Origin of the sequence: Xaviernesmea rhizosphaerae (assembly GCF_001938945.1) — a bacterium.
Taxonomy (GTDB): Bacteria; Pseudomonadota; Alphaproteobacteria; order Rhizobiales; family Rhizobiaceae; genus Xaviernesmea; species Xaviernesmea rhizosphaerae.
Genome location: NZ_MKIO01000027.1, coordinates 163,766 through 178,791 on the forward strand (window position 1 = coordinate 163,766; position 15,026 = coordinate 178,791).

At 66.9% G+C, this 15,026-nt stretch carries 12 protein-coding genes; 5 read left to right on the plus strand and 7 right to left on the minus strand.

Annotation, left to right across the window (positions count from 1 at the left end; all coding sequences use genetic code 11):
* Positions 1 to 51 precede the first annotated feature (51 nt).
* Complete coding sequence (locus BJF92_RS10355) at positions 52 to 321, plus strand: type II toxin-antitoxin system ParD family antitoxin (protein ID WP_075634673.1); 270 nt, start codon at positions 52 to 54, stop codon at positions 319 to 321.
* 51 nt (positions 322 to 372) lie between these two features.
* On the opposite strand, the gene BJF92_RS10360 is transcribed toward BJF92_RS10355, so the two are convergent.
* Positions 373 to 2,382: an acetyl-CoA carboxylase biotin carboxylase subunit gene (locus tag BJF92_RS10360; RefSeq protein WP_075634674.1), complete on the minus strand. Its 2,010-nt coding sequence runs from the start codon at positions 2,380 to 2,382 to the stop codon at positions 373 to 375.
* Positions 2,383 to 2,473: 91 nt separating this feature from the next.
* The gene (locus BJF92_RS10365; protein WP_075634675.1) at positions 2,474 to 4,006 is read right to left on the minus strand and encodes an acyl-CoA carboxylase subunit beta; all 1,533 of its coding nucleotides are present in this window, start codon (positions 4,004 to 4,006) and stop codon (positions 2,474 to 2,476) included.
* Positions 4,007 to 4,367: 361 nt separating this feature from the next.
* Between BJF92_RS10365 and BJF92_RS10370 the strand changes: the two genes are divergently transcribed.
* Positions 4,368 to 5,261: a RibD family protein gene (locus BJF92_RS10370; RefSeq protein ID WP_075634676.1), complete on the plus strand. Its 894-nt coding sequence runs from the start codon at positions 4,368 to 4,370 to the stop codon at positions 5,259 to 5,261.
* Between the two features lie 686 nt (positions 5,262 to 5,947).
* On the opposite strand, the gene BJF92_RS10380 is transcribed toward BJF92_RS10370, so the two are convergent.
* The 3 genes from BJF92_RS10380 to BJF92_RS10390 are packed head-to-tail and all read right to left on the minus strand — an operon-like array spanning position 5,948 to position 8,437.
* Positions 5,948 to 7,006 (minus strand): glycosyltransferase family 4 protein, encoded by a 1,059-nt coding sequence (locus BJF92_RS10380; protein WP_075634678.1) that lies wholly within the window; start codon positions 7,004 to 7,006, stop codon positions 5,948 to 5,950.
* The gene (locus tag BJF92_RS10385) at positions 7,003 to 7,401 is read right to left on the minus strand and encodes a 6-pyruvoyl trahydropterin synthase family protein (protein ID WP_075634679.1); all 399 of its coding nucleotides are present in this window, start codon (positions 7,399 to 7,401) and stop codon (positions 7,003 to 7,005) included. Before BJF92_RS10385 ends, BJF92_RS10380 begins: the two co-directional genes overlap by 4 nt.
* A 31-nt stretch (positions 7,402 to 7,432) precedes the next feature.
* Positions 7,433 to 8,437 (minus strand): zinc-dependent alcohol dehydrogenase, encoded by a 1,005-nt coding sequence (locus tag BJF92_RS10390; protein WP_075634680.1) that lies wholly within the window; start codon positions 8,435 to 8,437, stop codon positions 7,433 to 7,435.
* A gap of 157 nt (positions 8,438 to 8,594) precedes the next feature.
* Between BJF92_RS10390 and ribA the strand changes: the two genes are divergently transcribed.
* Both ribA and BJF92_RS10400 read left to right on the plus strand, forming a co-directional pair.
* The gene (ribA, locus tag BJF92_RS10395; protein WP_075634681.1) at positions 8,595 to 9,701 is read left to right on the plus strand and encodes a GTP cyclohydrolase II RibA; all 1,107 of its coding nucleotides are present in this window, start codon (positions 8,595 to 8,597) and stop codon (positions 9,699 to 9,701) included.
* A 31-nt stretch (positions 9,702 to 9,732) separates the two neighbouring features.
* Positions 9,733 to 10,542 carry a CDP-alcohol phosphatidyltransferase family protein gene (locus tag BJF92_RS10400; protein ID WP_245294719.1) on the plus strand — a complete coding sequence of 270 codons (810 nt, stop codon included), beginning with the start codon at positions 9,733 to 9,735 and terminating at the stop codon, positions 10,540 to 10,542.
* A gap of 27 nt (positions 10,543 to 10,569) precedes the next feature.
* Here the strand turns inward: BJF92_RS10400 and BJF92_RS10405 are convergent, their stop codons facing one another.
* Positions 10,570 to 11,496 (minus strand): lysylphosphatidylglycerol synthase transmembrane domain-containing protein, encoded by a 927-nt coding sequence (locus BJF92_RS10405; protein WP_075634682.1) that lies wholly within the window; start codon positions 11,494 to 11,496, stop codon positions 10,570 to 10,572.
* 486 nt (positions 11,497 to 11,982) lie between these two features.
* Here BJF92_RS10405 and BJF92_RS10410 point away from each other — a divergent pair, with 486 nt between their 5' ends.
* Positions 11,983 to 13,602 (plus strand): LTA synthase family protein, encoded by a 1,620-nt coding sequence (locus tag BJF92_RS10410; protein ID WP_075634683.1) that lies wholly within the window; start codon positions 11,983 to 11,985, stop codon positions 13,600 to 13,602.
* Between the two features lie 207 nt (positions 13,603 to 13,809).
* Here BJF92_RS10410 and pcaF read toward each other — a convergent pair whose 3' ends face one another.
* On the minus strand, positions 13,810 to 15,015 hold the full coding sequence (gene pcaF, locus BJF92_RS10415) for a 3-oxoadipyl-CoA thiolase (RefSeq protein ID WP_075634684.1): 1,206 nt from the start codon (positions 15,013 to 15,015) through the stop codon (positions 13,810 to 13,812).
* Positions 15,016 to 15,026: the final 11 nt, after the last annotated feature.

Sequence of the window (15,026 nt, forward strand, 5' to 3'; positions counted from 1 at the left end):
GATTGCGACTGGGTAGCATTTTGGGTGCAGGTACCACGGGAGCCCCGCGCCATGACCGTAAAAGCATCCGTCTCGATCTCCGACCAGCAGGACGCCTTTGCCCGCCGGCTCGTGGAAGAAGGCCGCTATGCCAGCGTGAGCGCCGTCGTCCAGCGCGGGCTGGAGCTCCTGCGGAAAGAGACGGAACGGAAAGAGGCCGAAATAAAGGCCCTGCGCGCCTTGATCGAGGAAAGGAGCAAGGGGCCGTTTCTGACGATGGAGGAGAGCCGTCAACGGATTGACGAGATGCTTGTGCGAAAGAAAGCCGCTCTCGGTCTATAAGATCAAGCCCGCGGCGACGGCAAACGCCTGATCGCTGCCTTACCCCACGCATTACGCGAACTCCATAATCAGCTCGTCCACCGCAAGGCTCTGGCCTGCTGCGACGGCCACGCGCTTGACGATGCCCCTGCGCTCGGCCTTCAGGACGTTCTCCATCTTCATGGCCTCGACAGTGGCAAGGGTCTGTCCCGCTTCCACGGTTTCCCCGGCCTTCACCGCGACGCTCGTGATCACGCCCGGCATGGGGCAGAGCAGCATCTTCGATGTGTCCGGCGGCAGCTTCACCGGCATCAGTTTCGCCAGCTCCGCCACGCGCGGGCTGCGCACGTGGGCGAGGACATCCATGCCATGGGTGCGCAGGCGGATGGCGGAGCCCACGAGGTCCACCTTCACGCCGAGCGTTTCGCCGTTCAGCCGGAAAGGGGCATGCGTCCGGCCGGGATGCCAGTCCGCCTCGACTGTCAGGCTCTCTCCACTGTCCGTAAAGGTCACGGCCTGTGCCTGCGGATCGCCTGAGAGCGTCACCGCATGGCTGGCCGCGCCGAGGCGCACCACCCAGTCCCTGCCGACGGCCCGCGCATGATGATCGATCCCGCCCGAGATCCGCGCCGCCCGCGTCTGAAGCCTGTGGTGAAGAACAGCGGCGATGGCCGCAAGCTTTTGCGAGGATGCTGCATCCGGCCGAACGCCGGAAAAGCTCTCGGGAAATTCCTCGGCGATATAGGCTGTCGTCAGCCTGCCGGAGCGGAAGCGTTCCTGCCCCATGACGGCGGAGAGGAAGGGGAGATTGTGGCCGATGCCTTCCACCTCGAAATCGTTCAAGGCCGCGGCCATGGCGTCGATGGCCTGGCGCCGGTCCGGCGCCCAGCTGCAGAGCTTGGCGACCATGGGGTCGTAATAGATCGAGATCTCGCCGCCCTCGGTGACGCCGGTGTCGTTGCGCACGATCGTCCCGTCCGGCCGCGCGCCCTCCTGAGGCGGGCGGTAGCGCGTCAGCCGACCGGTCGAGGGCAGGAAGTTGCGGGTGGGGTCTTCGGCATAGAGCCGGCTTTCGATTGCCCAGCCATTGAGCCTGATATCGTCCTGGGTCAGCGCCAGCCGCTCGCCGGCGGCAATGCGGATCATCTGCTCCACCAGGTCGATGCCGGTCACGAGCTCGGTGACGGGATGCTCCACCTGCAGCCGCGTGTTCATCTCCAGGAAGTAGAAGCGGTTCTCCTGCCCGTCGACGATGAACTCCACCGTGCCGGCCGAGGCATAGCCGACGGCGCGGGCGAGCGCCACGGCCTGTTCGCCCATGGCCTTGCGCGTTGCCGGATCGAGGAAGGGCGAGGGCGCTTCCTCGATGACCTTCTGGTTGCGGCGCTGGATCGAGCATTCGCGCTCGCCGAGATAGAGCATGGTGCCATGGGCATCGCCCAGCACCTGGATCTCGATATGGCGGGGCTGGGTGACGAATTTCTCGATGAAGATGCGGTCGTTGCCAAAGGCGGTTTTCGCTTCGTTGCGCGAGGACTGGAAGCCCTCGCGCGCTTCCGCCTCGTTCCAGGCGATGCGCATGCCCTTGCCGCCGCCGCCGGCCGACGCCTTGATCATCACGGGATAGCCGATGGCCGAGGCGATCTTCACGGCCTCCTCGGCATCCTCGATCAGGCCCATATGGCCGGGCACGGTGGACACGCCGGCCTCCGCCGCGATCTTCTTGGAGGTGATCTTGTCGCCCATCGCCTCGATCGCGCCGGCCGGCGGGCCGATGAAGGCCACGCCTTCCGCTTTGAGCGCGGCGGCAAAGCCGGCATTTTCCGACAGGAAGCCATAGCCGGGATGAACGGCATCCGCGCCCGTCTGCCGGATGGCCTCAAGGATCCGCTCGATGGAGAGATAGGACTGGGCCGATGGCGCGGGCCCAAGGCGGAAGGCCTCGTCCGCCATGCGCACATGCAGCGCCTCGGCATCGGCATCGGAGTAAACCGCCACGGTGGCGATGCCCATGGCGCGCGCGGTGCGGATGACCCGGCAGGCGATTTCGCCGCGATTGGCGATGAGGATTTTCTTGAACATGGGGTCTGCGGCTCTTTGGCAATGTCAGAAGCAGGGAGGTTCGGAAGCCGGCGCATGGCCCGGCTGCCGCATGGCCGGAAGGCGCTGCGGCCTAAAGCGGAATTGTGTCGTGCTTCTTCCAGTGCGTCTCCACCCGCTTGCCCCGGAGCGCGGCAAAGGCGCGGGCGATGCGCCTGCGGGAGGAATGCGGCATGATCACCTCGTCGATGAAGCCGCGCTCGGCCGCGACGAAGGGATTGGCGAAGCGCTCCTCGTAATCGCGGGTGCGCGCGGCGATCTTGTCGGGGTCGCCGAGTTCGGCGCGGTAGAGGATCTCGGCCGCGCCCTTGGCGCCCATCACGGCGATCTCGGCCGTCGGCCAGGCATAGTTGATGTCGGCGCCGATATGTTTGGAAGCCATCACGTCATAGGCGCCGCCATAGGCCTTTCGGGTGATCAGCGTCACCATCGGCACGGTGGCCTCGGAATAGGCAAAGAGCAGCTTGGCGCCATGCTTGATCACGCCGCCATATTCCTGCGCCGTGCCGGGCAGGAAGCCGGGCACGTCCACCAGCGTCAGCAGCGGAATGGAGAAGGCATCGCAGAAGCGCACGAATTTCGCCGCCTTGCGGGCGCTGTCGATGTCGAGGCAGCCGGCCAGCACCATCGGCTGGTTGGCGACCACGCCGATCGTCTGCCCCTCCAGCCGGATGAAGCCGGTGATGATGTTGCGAGCAAAGGCTTCCTGCAGCTCGAAGAAATCGCCCTCGTCGGCCAGCGCAAGGATCAGCTCCTTCATGTCATAGGGCTTGGTGGCGCTGTCGGGGATCAGCGTGTCGAGCCGCATCTCCAGCCGGGCGGGGTCGTCGTAAAACGGCCGGGTCGGCGGCTTCTCGCGGTTGTTAAGCGGCAGGAAATCGAAGAGCTGGCGCACGGCCTCCAGCGTCTCGATGTCGTTCTCGTAAGCGGCGTCGGCCACGGAGGAGCGCTTGGTATGGGTGGCCGCGCCGCCCAGCTCTTCGGCCGTGACGATCTCGTTGGTCACCGTCTTCACCACGTCGGGGCCGGTGACGAACATGTAGGAACTGTCGCGCACCATGAAGATGAAATCGGTCATGGCCGGCGAATAGACCGCACCGCCGGCGCAGGGGCCCATGATCACGGAGATCTGCGGGATGACGCCGGACGCCTCGGCATTGCGGCGGAACACCTCGGCATAGCCGGCGAGCGAGGCCACGCCTTCCTGGATGCGGGCGCCGCCGGAATCGTTGAGCCCGATCACCGGCGCACCGACGCGCACGGCCATGTCCATGATCTTGCAGATCTTCTGCGCATGGGTTTCCGAGAGAGAGCCGCCGAGGACGGTGAAATCCTGGGAAAAGACATAGACCTGCCGGCCATTGATCGTGCCCCAGCCGGTGACCACGCCATCGCCCGCCACCTTCTGCTCTGCCATGCCGAAATCCACGGCGCGGTGGGTGACATACATGTCCATCTCTTCAAACGACCCCTCGTCGAGCAGCACCTCGATGCGCTCGCGGGCCGTGAGCTTGCCCTTGGCATGCTGCGCGTCGATCCGCTTCTTCCCGCCGCCGAGGCGGGCCTGCGCGCGCCGCAGCTCCAATTGCTCGAGAATCGACCGCATCTTCTTCCTCCACACTGTGCGCCGCCCCGCTCCCCCAGGGTAAGGTCCGGCAAGAGCCTGACCGCAAACGCCAATCCGCCCTGCCGTCAGCCTGCCCGGGCCGCTGGTCGCGCGGGTAAACTGGTCCGGCTTGTCCGCTTCTGTCAATCGAGCCTTTTGTCTTGTGCGCCCTGAGCTATGGAAAGGTTTCGCAATGGCGAGGCCGCCCGCGGCCACGGCCCCGCCGGCACATACCGGTCTTTCGCCCGCGGAACCTTCGCCCCCGCTTGCCGTTCACGCGATCGAGCACCATTTTCACTGCGCCGTGCTACAGCAGCGCCGTCGTCACGTGGGCGGCACTTCGTCCCGGGGGAGACGCCTTATGCGCATGATCACCATGACCGATGCTCTGTGGACACACATTCTCGCCTTGCGGGGCAGCGCGCAGGGCGCGGCGGCCGAAGAGCTGGATCCGGCCGTGGCGCTCTATGCCCCCATTGCGGCGGCGCCGTGCCGCTTCGTGCTGGCGCAGGTCGGCCAGTCGCTCGACGGGCGTGTGGCGACCCCTTCCGGCGATGCGCGCGATATTTCCTGCGCGGAGGGCATCGCCCATCTGCATCGCTGCCGGGCGCTGGTCGAGGCGGTGATCGTCGGCGTGCGCACCGTGCTGATGGACGATCCGCGCCTGTCGGTGCGCGCGGTCAAGGGACCGAACCCTGTCAGGGTGATCATCGACTGTCGCGCCGAGCTGACCGGCGCGGAAAGCCTGTTTCACGATGGCGGCGCGCCGGTGCTGGTGATGCGCGCCGAGGATGCGCCGGAGCGTCCCTGCAAGGCGGAGATCATCCGCCTGCCGAAAAACGGCAACGGCCTGGACCCCGCCGCCATTCTGGACGTGCTTGCAGCAAGAGGTCTGAACAGGGTGCTTGTGGAAGGCGGCGCGCGCACCATCGCCCGCTTCATGGAGGCAGGGCTGGTCGATCGGCTGCATGTGTCGATCGCCCCGCTGATCATCGGCTCGGGCCCGCCCGGCATCGCCCTGTCGCCGATCGAGCGGCTGTCGAGCGCCCGCCGTCCGGCGGCGAGCCTCTTTCTGCTGGGCGAGGATATCCTCTTCGATTGCGACCTCAGGGCGCCGGACCGCTCATTCGCGGGGCAGGGTGTCGGGCAGGGCGCCGGGCAAAGCGAGGAAATCGGCGTGGCCGACCACGCACCGGCTTCCGGCCTTGCCGACCGCTGCCAGACGGAAGTCGAGCCATGTCCGGATGTCGCTTGAGGTCAGCGAGCCGATTTCGCCCAACGGCTGCTCCAGCCCCTTGAGAAGGGCGGCCTGAAGCGCGGCCTCGTCCGGCCCCAGCTCCCACGGGCTCGATTCCACCTCCGTCCTGTAGCCGAGCGCCTCGAACTGCCTGACGAGATACGCGGTGGCCTCGGGGCCCAGAGCGGGGCCCAGGCCCTTGTCGATCCTCTGGTGCCGGTTGAAGTCCTCCACCACCTGACGGTCCAGCGGATGGGCGATCGACCACTCCATGCGCCCGTCATAGTTCAGCGCCGCATAGAGGCCGACACCGCGCGCCGCCAGGAGGCAGGCGAAGCGAGCGCAGAAGGCATCCGAGCAAAGATCGAACAGGGCCGATGCGGTGACCATGGAGACGCCGTCGAGCGCCAAACTCTCGGCCTGGTTCAGGTCGAATTCGTGGAGCGAGACCGTCCCGGTCTCGCCGATCCGCCGTGCCGCCTCCGCCAAAAGCAGCGGATCATGGTCCAGCAGCCGCCAGCGGGTCTGCGCCGGGAAATCCGGCGAGAGGCTGCGCCAGGTCGATCCCGTGCCGCAGCCGATGTCGATGATCACCGGCGCCCGTTCCTGCCGCAGATGGCGGCGCAGGGCCTCCACCATCGGCTTTGCCCGCGCCGCGCGGTCGGCAGGCTCGCGCAGCGCCAGCCAGTCCTTGTCGAAACCGCTCATGCAACACCGTCCCGGGCCATGCCGTCCAGAAGCTTCGAGATGATCGCCGCCGTATCGTCCCAGCCGGGCAGTTCGGCGCCCGCGGCGCGCGCGGCGTCCGCCCGCCGCTGCCGCTCGGCCGGATCGGAAAGAAGCGTGCGCAGCGCCGCGCTGAAGGCGGTGACGTCATCCACGGGCACGAGAATGCCCGCCTCCGACGGCACCACCTCCGGCACCGCGCCGGCATGGCAGGCAATGATGGGCAGGCCATGGGCCAGGGCTTCGGCAAAGACCATGCCATAGCCCTCGAACCGCGAGGCCAGTGCGAAGAGATCGGCGCGGGCAAGCGCGGGAGCGGGGTCCTCCACCGCGCCGGCAAGGTCGATGCGCGCCTGAAGCCCGAGCGCGGCGATCTGGCGCTCCAGTGCGGCGGCGGTCGCGGGATCGAGGTCCCTGGAGCCGATGATGGTCGCCTGCCATTCAAGATCCTCGACGCCCTTCAGCGCGGCAATCAGCACATCATGCCCCTTGCGCTGCGACAGCGTGCCGATGGAGAGGATCTGCGCAACCGCATTGTCCGCGCGCGTGGCCGCCACGCGGTCCGTGCCCGGCAGGGCCACGGTGATGCGCCCGGGCTCGACATCGAAATGGGCGGAAAGCTCCCGCGCCGTCATCGGCGAGGTGACGATCACGCTGTGCGCAAAGGCCAGCGCGCGCCGCTCGCTCTGGCGAAACCGCGCCTGCATCTCGGGCGCAAGCCCGGTTTCGAGCGCGAGCGGATGGTGGCAGAGCGCGGCGATCGTCAGCCGCTTGCCCTCCTTCTCCGCCCAATCGTCAAGAACGCCATAGGCGAGCCCGTCGATCAGCAGCAGGCTGCCGTCGGGCAGGGCGGAAAGCGCCTGCTGTGCGGCCGACAGCACGGACTCATCAGGCACCGGAAAACCCTCGCCGAGGGCAAGCAAATCGACCTGCCATCCGAGCGCGCGCAGGCCCTCGATCACCCGGCGGTCATAGCCATAACCGCCGGTCTTCAGCTGGAGATTGCCGGGATAGGCGAAGGTCAGTGCCCGCGTCACAGATCGGCCTCGTACCAGCCGCGCGCGGCGTGGGATTCGTGCAGCGTCACCTTCAGCCGGCAGATGCGGTGGCTGCCCGGTCCGAGGCGTTCGGCCTTCACCGCTGCCGCAAGCGCATCGAACACATGCTTGGCGATCACCTCGGTCGTGCTGACCTTGCCCTTGAACACGTCGAGCGTGTCGAGGTTCTGATAATTCAGGGGTTTCAGCACCTCGGCCAGAACGGTGGTGGCCGCGCCGATATCGACCGCCAGCCCATCCTCGTCGACATCCCGCGTGAAGAAGGCGGCATCCACCACGAAGGTGGCGCCATGCATGCCCTGCGCCGGGCCGAAGACGGGGCGCGGCAGGCTGTGGGCGATCATGATGTGGTCTCGAACTTCAACGGCGAACATGGGGCCTCTTTTCACAAAGCGATGCGGAAGGTCAGGAATAGCGGATGGCGTGGCAGAGCGTGTCGGACGCGCTGAGGATACGTGGATAGTCGTCCGGCAGATCGGTGAAGTGGGTTTCGCCCGAGATGAGCCTGTCGAGACGGGCATCGCCAAGCAGCGCGAGCGCAGTGGCCATCCGCCGATCAAAGCTCCAGCGCGCGCGCCGCGCGGCCGGCAGGGCGCCGACCTGCGAGCTGATCAGCGACAGTCTTCTGGAGTGGAAAGCGCCGCCGAGCGGCACCGGCACCATGCGGCCGCCATACCAGCTCGCCTCGACGATCCGCGCCTCGAAGCCAGCATGGGCAATGGCGCTCTCAAGCGCTTCCGGGGCGGCACTCGCATTGACCAGCACGTCGAATTCGCCCGTGAGCGCCTCAGCCGGCGCAAAGGCGAGGCCGAGATCGCCGGCAAGGCCGCTGCGGCTCTCGTCGCGATCGACAAGAACCGTCTGCGTTCCGGCAATCCGCGATGCGATATGCGCCACCAGCGTGCCGACGACGCCCGCGCCGAACACCGCGACCCGGTCGCCCGGCTGAAGGACGGCATCCCAGACGATGTTGAGCGCGGTTTCCATATTGGCGGCCAGCACCGCGCGGCGCGGCGGCAGGCCCGCCGGCAGCGGGCGGATAGAGGCAGCGGGCACGACGAAGCGATCCTGATGCGGATGCAGCACGAAGACGGCCTTGTCCGTGAGATCCTCGGGCCCCTCTTCCACCACACCGACGGCGGCATAGCCATATTTGACCGGGAAGGCGAAGCTGCCGCCCATGTTCGGCCCGCGCATGCGCTCATGCTCGCTCTCGGGCACCAGACCCTTGAAGACGAGCGACTCCGTGCCCCGGCTGATGCCGCTATAGAGCATGCGCACCAGCACCTCGTCGCCCGAGGGCGCCGGCAGCGTCTCGGCGCGCAGTCCGCAGCGGCCGGCCGCTTCGATCCAGAGCGCAACGGCTCCTGCCGGCTGCGCCGGTGCCGGCCTTCCTTCCCCGTCATTCATGGAAAATTTGCCTCGCATCGACCCTCAGAAGGCGCCATTTAACGCGCAACAGGCGTTTCCGTGCCCCTCCGATGAAAAAATATATTTGCCACGCTCTGGAGAACCAGAAGCCGCGCACCGACGTAATCTCGACGGTTTTCGAACGAGAGCGCGTGTCATGTCTGCATTGAACCCAGAGAATTTCGAGTTTTCAACCGACGCGATCATGGTGGAGCGGGCCACGTCCGAGCTTCGCTACGGGCGCCCCGTGCTGATCAGCGAGGGCGCGCGCAAGCTGGCGGCCGTCGCGATCGACTGCGTGGCGCCGAGCCTCTACGACCAGTTCGCCGCCGTCGTCGGCAACCGTCATCAGCTGCTGCTGACCGCGCCACGCGCCCAGCGCCTGGGGCTGCCGCTCGCGCAGGATGTCATCACCCCGCTGGCCGGCGTCGGCTTCGATGAGGCCGCGCGCTTGTCTTATGCGCTGGGCGCCGAGGCGCCGCAGCAATGGCAGCCGGCGGACATGTTGGCGCGGCAATCCGCCGAACTCGCACGGCTCGCGCTGCTGCTGCCGGCCATGGTGGTGGCCGACGTCTCGGCGCAGGCCGAAAAATTCGGCGGCTGCTGCGAGATCGCCGCCAGCAGGCTGAAAGGCGCGGATGTCGCCCGCCAGCGCTTCGAGCGCGTGGTGCGCACCCGCGTGCCGCTGAAGGATCTGGGCGATGCCGATTTCGTCGTCTTCCGCGGCGGGCTGGCGCAGAAGGATCAGGTGGCGATCATCGTCGGCAATCCCGATCTGACCGCCACCGTGCCGATCCGCATTCATTCCTCCTGCCTCACCGGCGATCTCTGCGGCTCGCTGAAATGCGATTGCGGTGACCAGCTGCGCAACGGTCTCACGCTCTTGAGGCAGGCCGGCGGCGGCGTTCTGCTCTATCTCGATCAGGAAGGCCGCGGAACCGGCATCGGCGCCAAGATGCGCGCCTATGGCTATCAGCATCTCGGCCTGGACACGATCGACGCCGATGCGGAGCTGGGCCTTTCGGAGGATCACCGCCGCTATGAGGCTGCCGTGGCCATGCTGCGCGATCTGGGTATTGCCAAGGTCGCGGTTTACACTAACAATCCCTCGAAGATCGCTGCGCTTCGCGCCAGCGGCATTCTGGTGGATGCCCGCGCTGCCGTGATCGGCCGCGTGACAGCGGAAAACCAGAACTATCTGAGGACAAAGACGCTGCGGGCCGGCCATATGCTGGATCTCGACAAGCTCGTCGCCGCCGAGTGAGCACACCATGCCCGGCAAAGAGGATGGCTTATTGAGCAGACCGGCTCCCCTGGTGAAGGGGGAGCTGACGCTGGGCACGGCTGGCCGGTTCTGGGACTGGATCGGACCGCCGCCGGGGCGTGACGCGCTGTTCGACGACAGCCTGACCATTCTCTCCAGCCTGCTCGCCGGAACGGCGGTGGTGGCCGGCGCGGCCACTTTCCTGCCCCACTTCGACTGGACCTTCGTGGCCTGGGTTCTGGCGCCGCTCGCCTGGATCTATCTCCTGACCCTGCGGGGCCTACGGGCTTATCCGCATGATCGTTTCGGGCCGGCAAATGTCGTCACCGCCTTTCGCGCGGCGCTGGTCTGTCTGGTGGCCGCAACCTTCTTTCGCTTTCAGGGGCTTGCCCACGAACAGGCCATGCTCTGGTGCCTGGTGGCCACCGTGGTGGTGACGCTGGCGCTCGATGGCGTCGATGGCTATCTCGCACGCCGCTTCCGCCAGGAATCGGCCTTCGGCGCGCGGTTCGACATGGAGGTGGATGCCTTTTTTATCCTGATCCTGTCGGGTGCGGCTCTATTTCTGCACAAGGCGGGGCCCTGGGTGCTGCTGATCGGGCTGATGCGCTACGGTTTCGTCGCCGCCGGATGGTTCGTTCCCCGCTTGAACGGTCCGCTGTTCCCGTCGCTGCGGCGCAAGGCCGTGTGCGTGCTGCAGATCGCCTGCCTCTGCGCCATCCTCATGCCGATCGTCGCGCCGCCGCTGTCCTCGGCGATCGCGGCCGCCGCTCTTGGGGGCCTGGTCTATTCCTTCGCGGTGGATATTCGCTTTCTGCTCAGCTGGACGACGACAGGCTGAGGCGGCCGGGGCGGGCAAGCTCCGCTTTCAGGCCGCGCTGCGGCGCTGGAGCGCGTCGGCAAGGAGCACGGCAAGGCCCGGCAGGGCGCCCGCCAGAGACAGGAGGCCATAGACAAGGCTGGCGGCAAGGCCCTGTTGCGGATTGGCGCCTGAAAGCGGCCAGAGCGCCATGGCCGCCGCCTCGCGCGTGCCCCAGCCGCCTAGACCTGCGGGGATCAGCATCGCCAGGAGGCTGAGCGGAATGACGGTCAGCGCGCCCTGCCAGCCGAGTTGCGCTCCCACGGCCTGGCTGGCGATGAAGAAGGTGACGACATAGGTCAGCACGATCGTCACGCTCAGGCCCGCCTGGACCGCCCAGGCGCCCCGGTCCAGAAACACCTGCCGGATCTCGGCTACCAGACTCGCTGCGCGGGCAAAGCAACGCGCGGCCAGCATCAGGCCGGCGGCGATGACGAGAACGAGCGCCAGCGCGCCAAGCCCGAGCACTTCGACCGAGACCAGCTCGGAGGGTGCGCCGGGTGCTCGGCCGGCCAGAAGCGAGGGCCAGGCGAAGACGCCGCCAAGCGCCAGGGTGAAGAAGGCGATCTGGCCGGAGAGCCGCTCGAACAGTACCGCCTTGGCCGAAGCCTGCCAGCCACCGGCGCGGCGCATGCGATAGGCTCTGATCGCATCCCCCGCCATGCCGCCCGGCAGGCTCTGGTTGAGCAGGCTTGCCACATAATATTCCCCGATCGCCCGGCCGGGCGCGATCGCCTGCCCCAGCCGCGCGGCGGTGAAGCGCCAGCGCAGCGCCGAGGCGACGATCTGGATTTGCACCAGGATCAGCCCTGCGATAACCGGCAGGGGCGAGACCTGCGACAGCGCCCGTTCCAGCGGCGCGAGATCGGCGGTCTTCAGAAACCAGAGAACGAGCGCCAGCAGGACGAGCGGAGCCAGAATGCGGAGAATGAACACGTCAGCGCTTTCATCAGTCGGGCGAAGGGCCTGTCTCGGCGCTCCGCAGAGGGGCTCCTTACGCAGGCAGGCTCTCTCCGACCTGTCGTGCCGCGCCGGGCGATCGGATCGGGCGTCGCCATCCTATCACGGGATGTATGGGATCGACCGGGTCAAATGCCACCTCATCCGCCTGCCAGCACCTTCTCCCCGAGGGGGAGAAGAGACATGCGGCGCCGTCGCGCGCGCTCCCATGCGACACAGAACGCGCTTCGCTCGCACAGTTTTCAACGGCGGTTTGAAACAGGGCGGTTTGAGGCCGGGCGTGATCGTCCTGGTCTCTTCTCCCCCTCGGGGAGAAGGTGCCGGCAGGCGGATGAGGGGGTCCGCCAAGCGCATCAGGCCCTATGATTTTTCTCAGAAAAATCCCTTAAAGCATCGGCATGGCCGGGAAACCAACTCCCGTTGTCTGCTCCCACGCGCCCCTGCCAGAACGGGGAACAGCGCATGCTGAACCCGCATCATCAGACCGGCCGTCGCCGGATAGGGCCGCTTGCCGCCGGCGTGATCCTCTCGGTGCTGATCATTCTCATCGCGGGGTTGCCGGAGCATCCCGATGCGCTCCAATGGCGCAGCTTCGTCCGCCTGCCGATCGAATGGCCGCTGCTGCTTCTGCTGATGCTGGTCACGCCCCGGCCACTGCGGCGGCCCTTTCTCATGGTCTCGGGCCTCGCGCTTTTCCTCGTGCTCTTCCTGAAGCTGGCGGATCTCGGTACGCAAGCCGCCTTTCAGCGGCCCTTCAATCCCTATCTCGATGGCAAGATGCTGGCGGATGGCTGGAACATTCTCTCCGGCACGCTGGGGAGCTTTGTGGCGCTGGTCGCGGTCGTCGCCGTGCTCACGGCCTTCGGTCTTCTCCTGTTTCTGTTCCTGCGGGCGGGGCTCCTCTTCTGCGCGGCACCCCGGCCGGCGCGCTTTCGCCTGGTGACTGCCCTGGCGATCATCGCGCTGATCGGCCTTCTGGCCCCATCCTCCTTCGCCACGCCTGCACTACCCGCCTATCTGACGGAACGGCTGGCGCTGATGGTGCGCTCGGCAAGGGACATGCAGCACTTCGAGACGACGCTTGCCGCCGGCATCGGCCCGAAGCGCGGAGAGGGCTTGTTTTCAGGGCTGAAGGGGCAGGATGTCGTGCTCATCTTCTTCGAGTCCTATGGTCGCTCGGCCATCGAGGATCCGCGCTATGCCGCCCGCACGGGGGCGCGGCTTTCGGCGGTCGAGACGGAGCTTGGCGCCGTCGGTCTCGCCTCAGCCAGCGGCTGGGTCACCTCGCCCACGGTCGGAGGCTTGAGCTGGCTTGCGCACGGCACGCTGCTTTCAGGGCTGTGGGTCGATAGCCAGGCGCGCCATGATCGGCTGATGATCAGCGGCCAGCCCAGCCTCAACCGCCTGTTCGCCCAGGCCGGCTGGCTCAGCGCGGCGGTGATGCCGGCGATCACCCGCGATTGGCCAGAGGCCGCCTATTACGGTTACGACAGGATCCTGGCGGCGGGCGATCTTGGCTATCGCGGCAAGCCCTTCAACTGGGTGACCATGCCGGACCAGTTTACGCTTGCCGCTTTCGAGCGTCTGGTGCGCGCCCCGGCCCATGCGGCGGGCAAAAAGGTCATGGCCGAGATGGCGTTGATCTCCAGCCATGCGCCCTGGACGCCGGTGCCGACACTGATCGACTGGGACGCTGTCGGCGACGGCACCGTCTTCAATCCGCAGACCGAGGGCGACGCGACGCCACCAGTGGTTTGGGCCGATCCGGAAAAAGTGCGCCAGCACTATATCGCGACCATCGACTATTCGCTGCAAACGCTCGGCAGCTACATAGCCCGCTTCGGCAAGCAGACGGTTTTCGTCATTCTCGGCGACCACCAGCCGGCCGCGATCGTCACCGGCCCGGATGCCTCGCGGGCCGTGCCGATCCATATCGTGACCGCCGATAGGGACCTGATCGCCCGCTTTCAGGCCGCAGGCTTTGCCGCCGGCCTGCATCCGGGCACGGCCGGTCGCGAATGGCGGATGGACGCGCTGCGCCAGCTGCTGATCGATCTGTTTTCTGGAAACAGGGCATCTTGACCGATCAGCACAAGAGGAGCGGGGAAAGGCCTCGTTTCGTCATGCTCGGGCTTGTCCCTGATATCTGCAAGCGCCTGATATCTCTGCGAATCAGCGACCTTGGCAGATCCTCGGGACAAGCCCGAGGATGACGTCGCGCGTGATGATCGTCTCTGCCGGAAATCAGAATTCCGACGTGATCCGCAGGATTTCGTATCCCCCGCTCGCTCACACGCGTTCGAGCGCGATAGCGATGCCCTGGCCGACGCCGATGCACATGGTGGAAAGCGCATAGCGTCCGCCCGACAGCGCCAGTTCCAGCGCAGCCGTGCCGGTGATGCGCGCGCCCGACATGCCGAGCGGATGGCCGAGCGCTATGGCGCCGCCATTGATGTTGACGCGCGGATCGTCATCGGCAATGCCGAGATCGCGCAGGGTCGCCAATCCTTGCGAGGCGAAGGCCTCGTTGAGCTCGATCACGTCGAACTGCTCCTGCGTCATGCCGAGCCGGGCCATCAGCCTTTTCGAGGCGGGGGCCGGGCCGAAGCCCATGATGCGCGGGGCAACGCCGGCCGTCGCGCCGCCGAGAATGCGGGCGATGGGGGTAAGGCCATGCTTCTTCGCCGCCGCTTCCGAGGCGATGATGAGCGCTGCCGCGCCATCATTGACGCCCGAGGCATTGCCGGCGGTCACGGTGCCGCCCTCGATTTTGTTCACCGGCTTCAGCTTGGCCAGCGCCTCGATCGAGGTCGCGCGCGGATGCTCGTCGCGCTCCACCAGAATGGGGTCGCCCTTCTTCTGGGCCACGCTCACCGGAGTGATCTCCTTCGCGAGACGCCCGCTTGCCTGCGCTGCGGCCGCCTTGGCCTGGCTGCGCACGGCGAAGGCGTCCTGATCCTCGCGGGCGATCTGGAAGTCGATGGCGACATTGTCGCCGGTCTCCGGCATGGAATCGACGCCGTATTGCTTCTTCATCAGCGGATTGACGAAGCGCCAGCCGATGGTGGTGTCGTGGATCTCGGCATGGCGGGAGAAGGCGGTTTCCGCCTTGGGCAGCACGAAGGGCGCGCGGCTCATGCTCTCCACGCCGCCGGCAATCATCAGCTCGGCCTCGCCGGACTTGATGGCGCGCGCGGCCGTGATCACGGCATCCATGCCGGAGCCGCACAGCCGGTTGATGGTCGTGCCCGTGACCGACACGGGGAGACCGGCGAGCAGCAGCGACATGCGCGCAACGTTGCGGTTGTCCTCGCCGGCCTGGTTGGCGCAGCCATAGATGACGTCCTCCACCGCCTCGAAATCGACGGTCGGATAGAGCGCCATCAGGGCCTTGAGCGGCACGGCGCCGAGATCGTCGGCGCGCACGGAAGCGAGCGAGCCGCCGAAGCGGCCGATGGGGGTGCGGATATAGGCGCAGAGAAAGGCTTCGGTCATCGGTTCAATCC

What these genes read in the sequence shown, in the direction of transcription:
- BJF92_RS10355 (WP_075634673.1), top strand. Translation starts at nt 52, where the DNA reads ATGACCGTAAAAGCATCCGTCTCGATCTCCGACCAGCAGGACGCCTTT.
- BJF92_RS10360 (WP_075634674.1), bottom strand. Translation starts at nt 2,382, where the DNA reads ATGTTCAAGAAAATCCTCATCGCCAATCGCGGCGAAATCGCCTGCCGG.
- BJF92_RS10365 (WP_075634675.1), bottom strand. Translation starts at nt 4,006, where the DNA reads ATGCGGTCGATTCTCGAGCAATTGGAGCTGCGGCGCGCGCAGGCCCGC.
- BJF92_RS10370 (WP_075634676.1), top strand. Translation starts at nt 4,368, where the DNA reads ATGCGCATGATCACCATGACCGATGCTCTGTGGACACACATTCTCGCC.
- BJF92_RS10385 (WP_075634679.1), bottom strand. Translation starts at nt 7,401, where the DNA reads ATGTTCGCCGTTGAAGTTCGAGACCACATCATGATCGCCCACAGCCTG.
- BJF92_RS10390 (WP_075634680.1), bottom strand. Translation starts at nt 8,437, where the DNA reads ATGAATGACGGGGAAGGAAGGCCGGCACCGGCGCAGCCGGCAGGAGCC.
- ribA (WP_075634681.1), top strand. Translation starts at nt 8,595, where the DNA reads ATGTCTGCATTGAACCCAGAGAATTTCGAGTTTTCAACCGACGCGATC.
- BJF92_RS10410 (WP_075634683.1), top strand. Translation starts at nt 11,983, where the DNA reads ATGCTGAACCCGCATCATCAGACCGGCCGTCGCCGGATAGGGCCGCTT.
- pcaF (WP_075634684.1), bottom strand. Translation starts at nt 15,015, where the DNA reads ATGACCGAAGCCTTTCTCTGCGCCTATATCCGCACCCCCATCGGCCGC.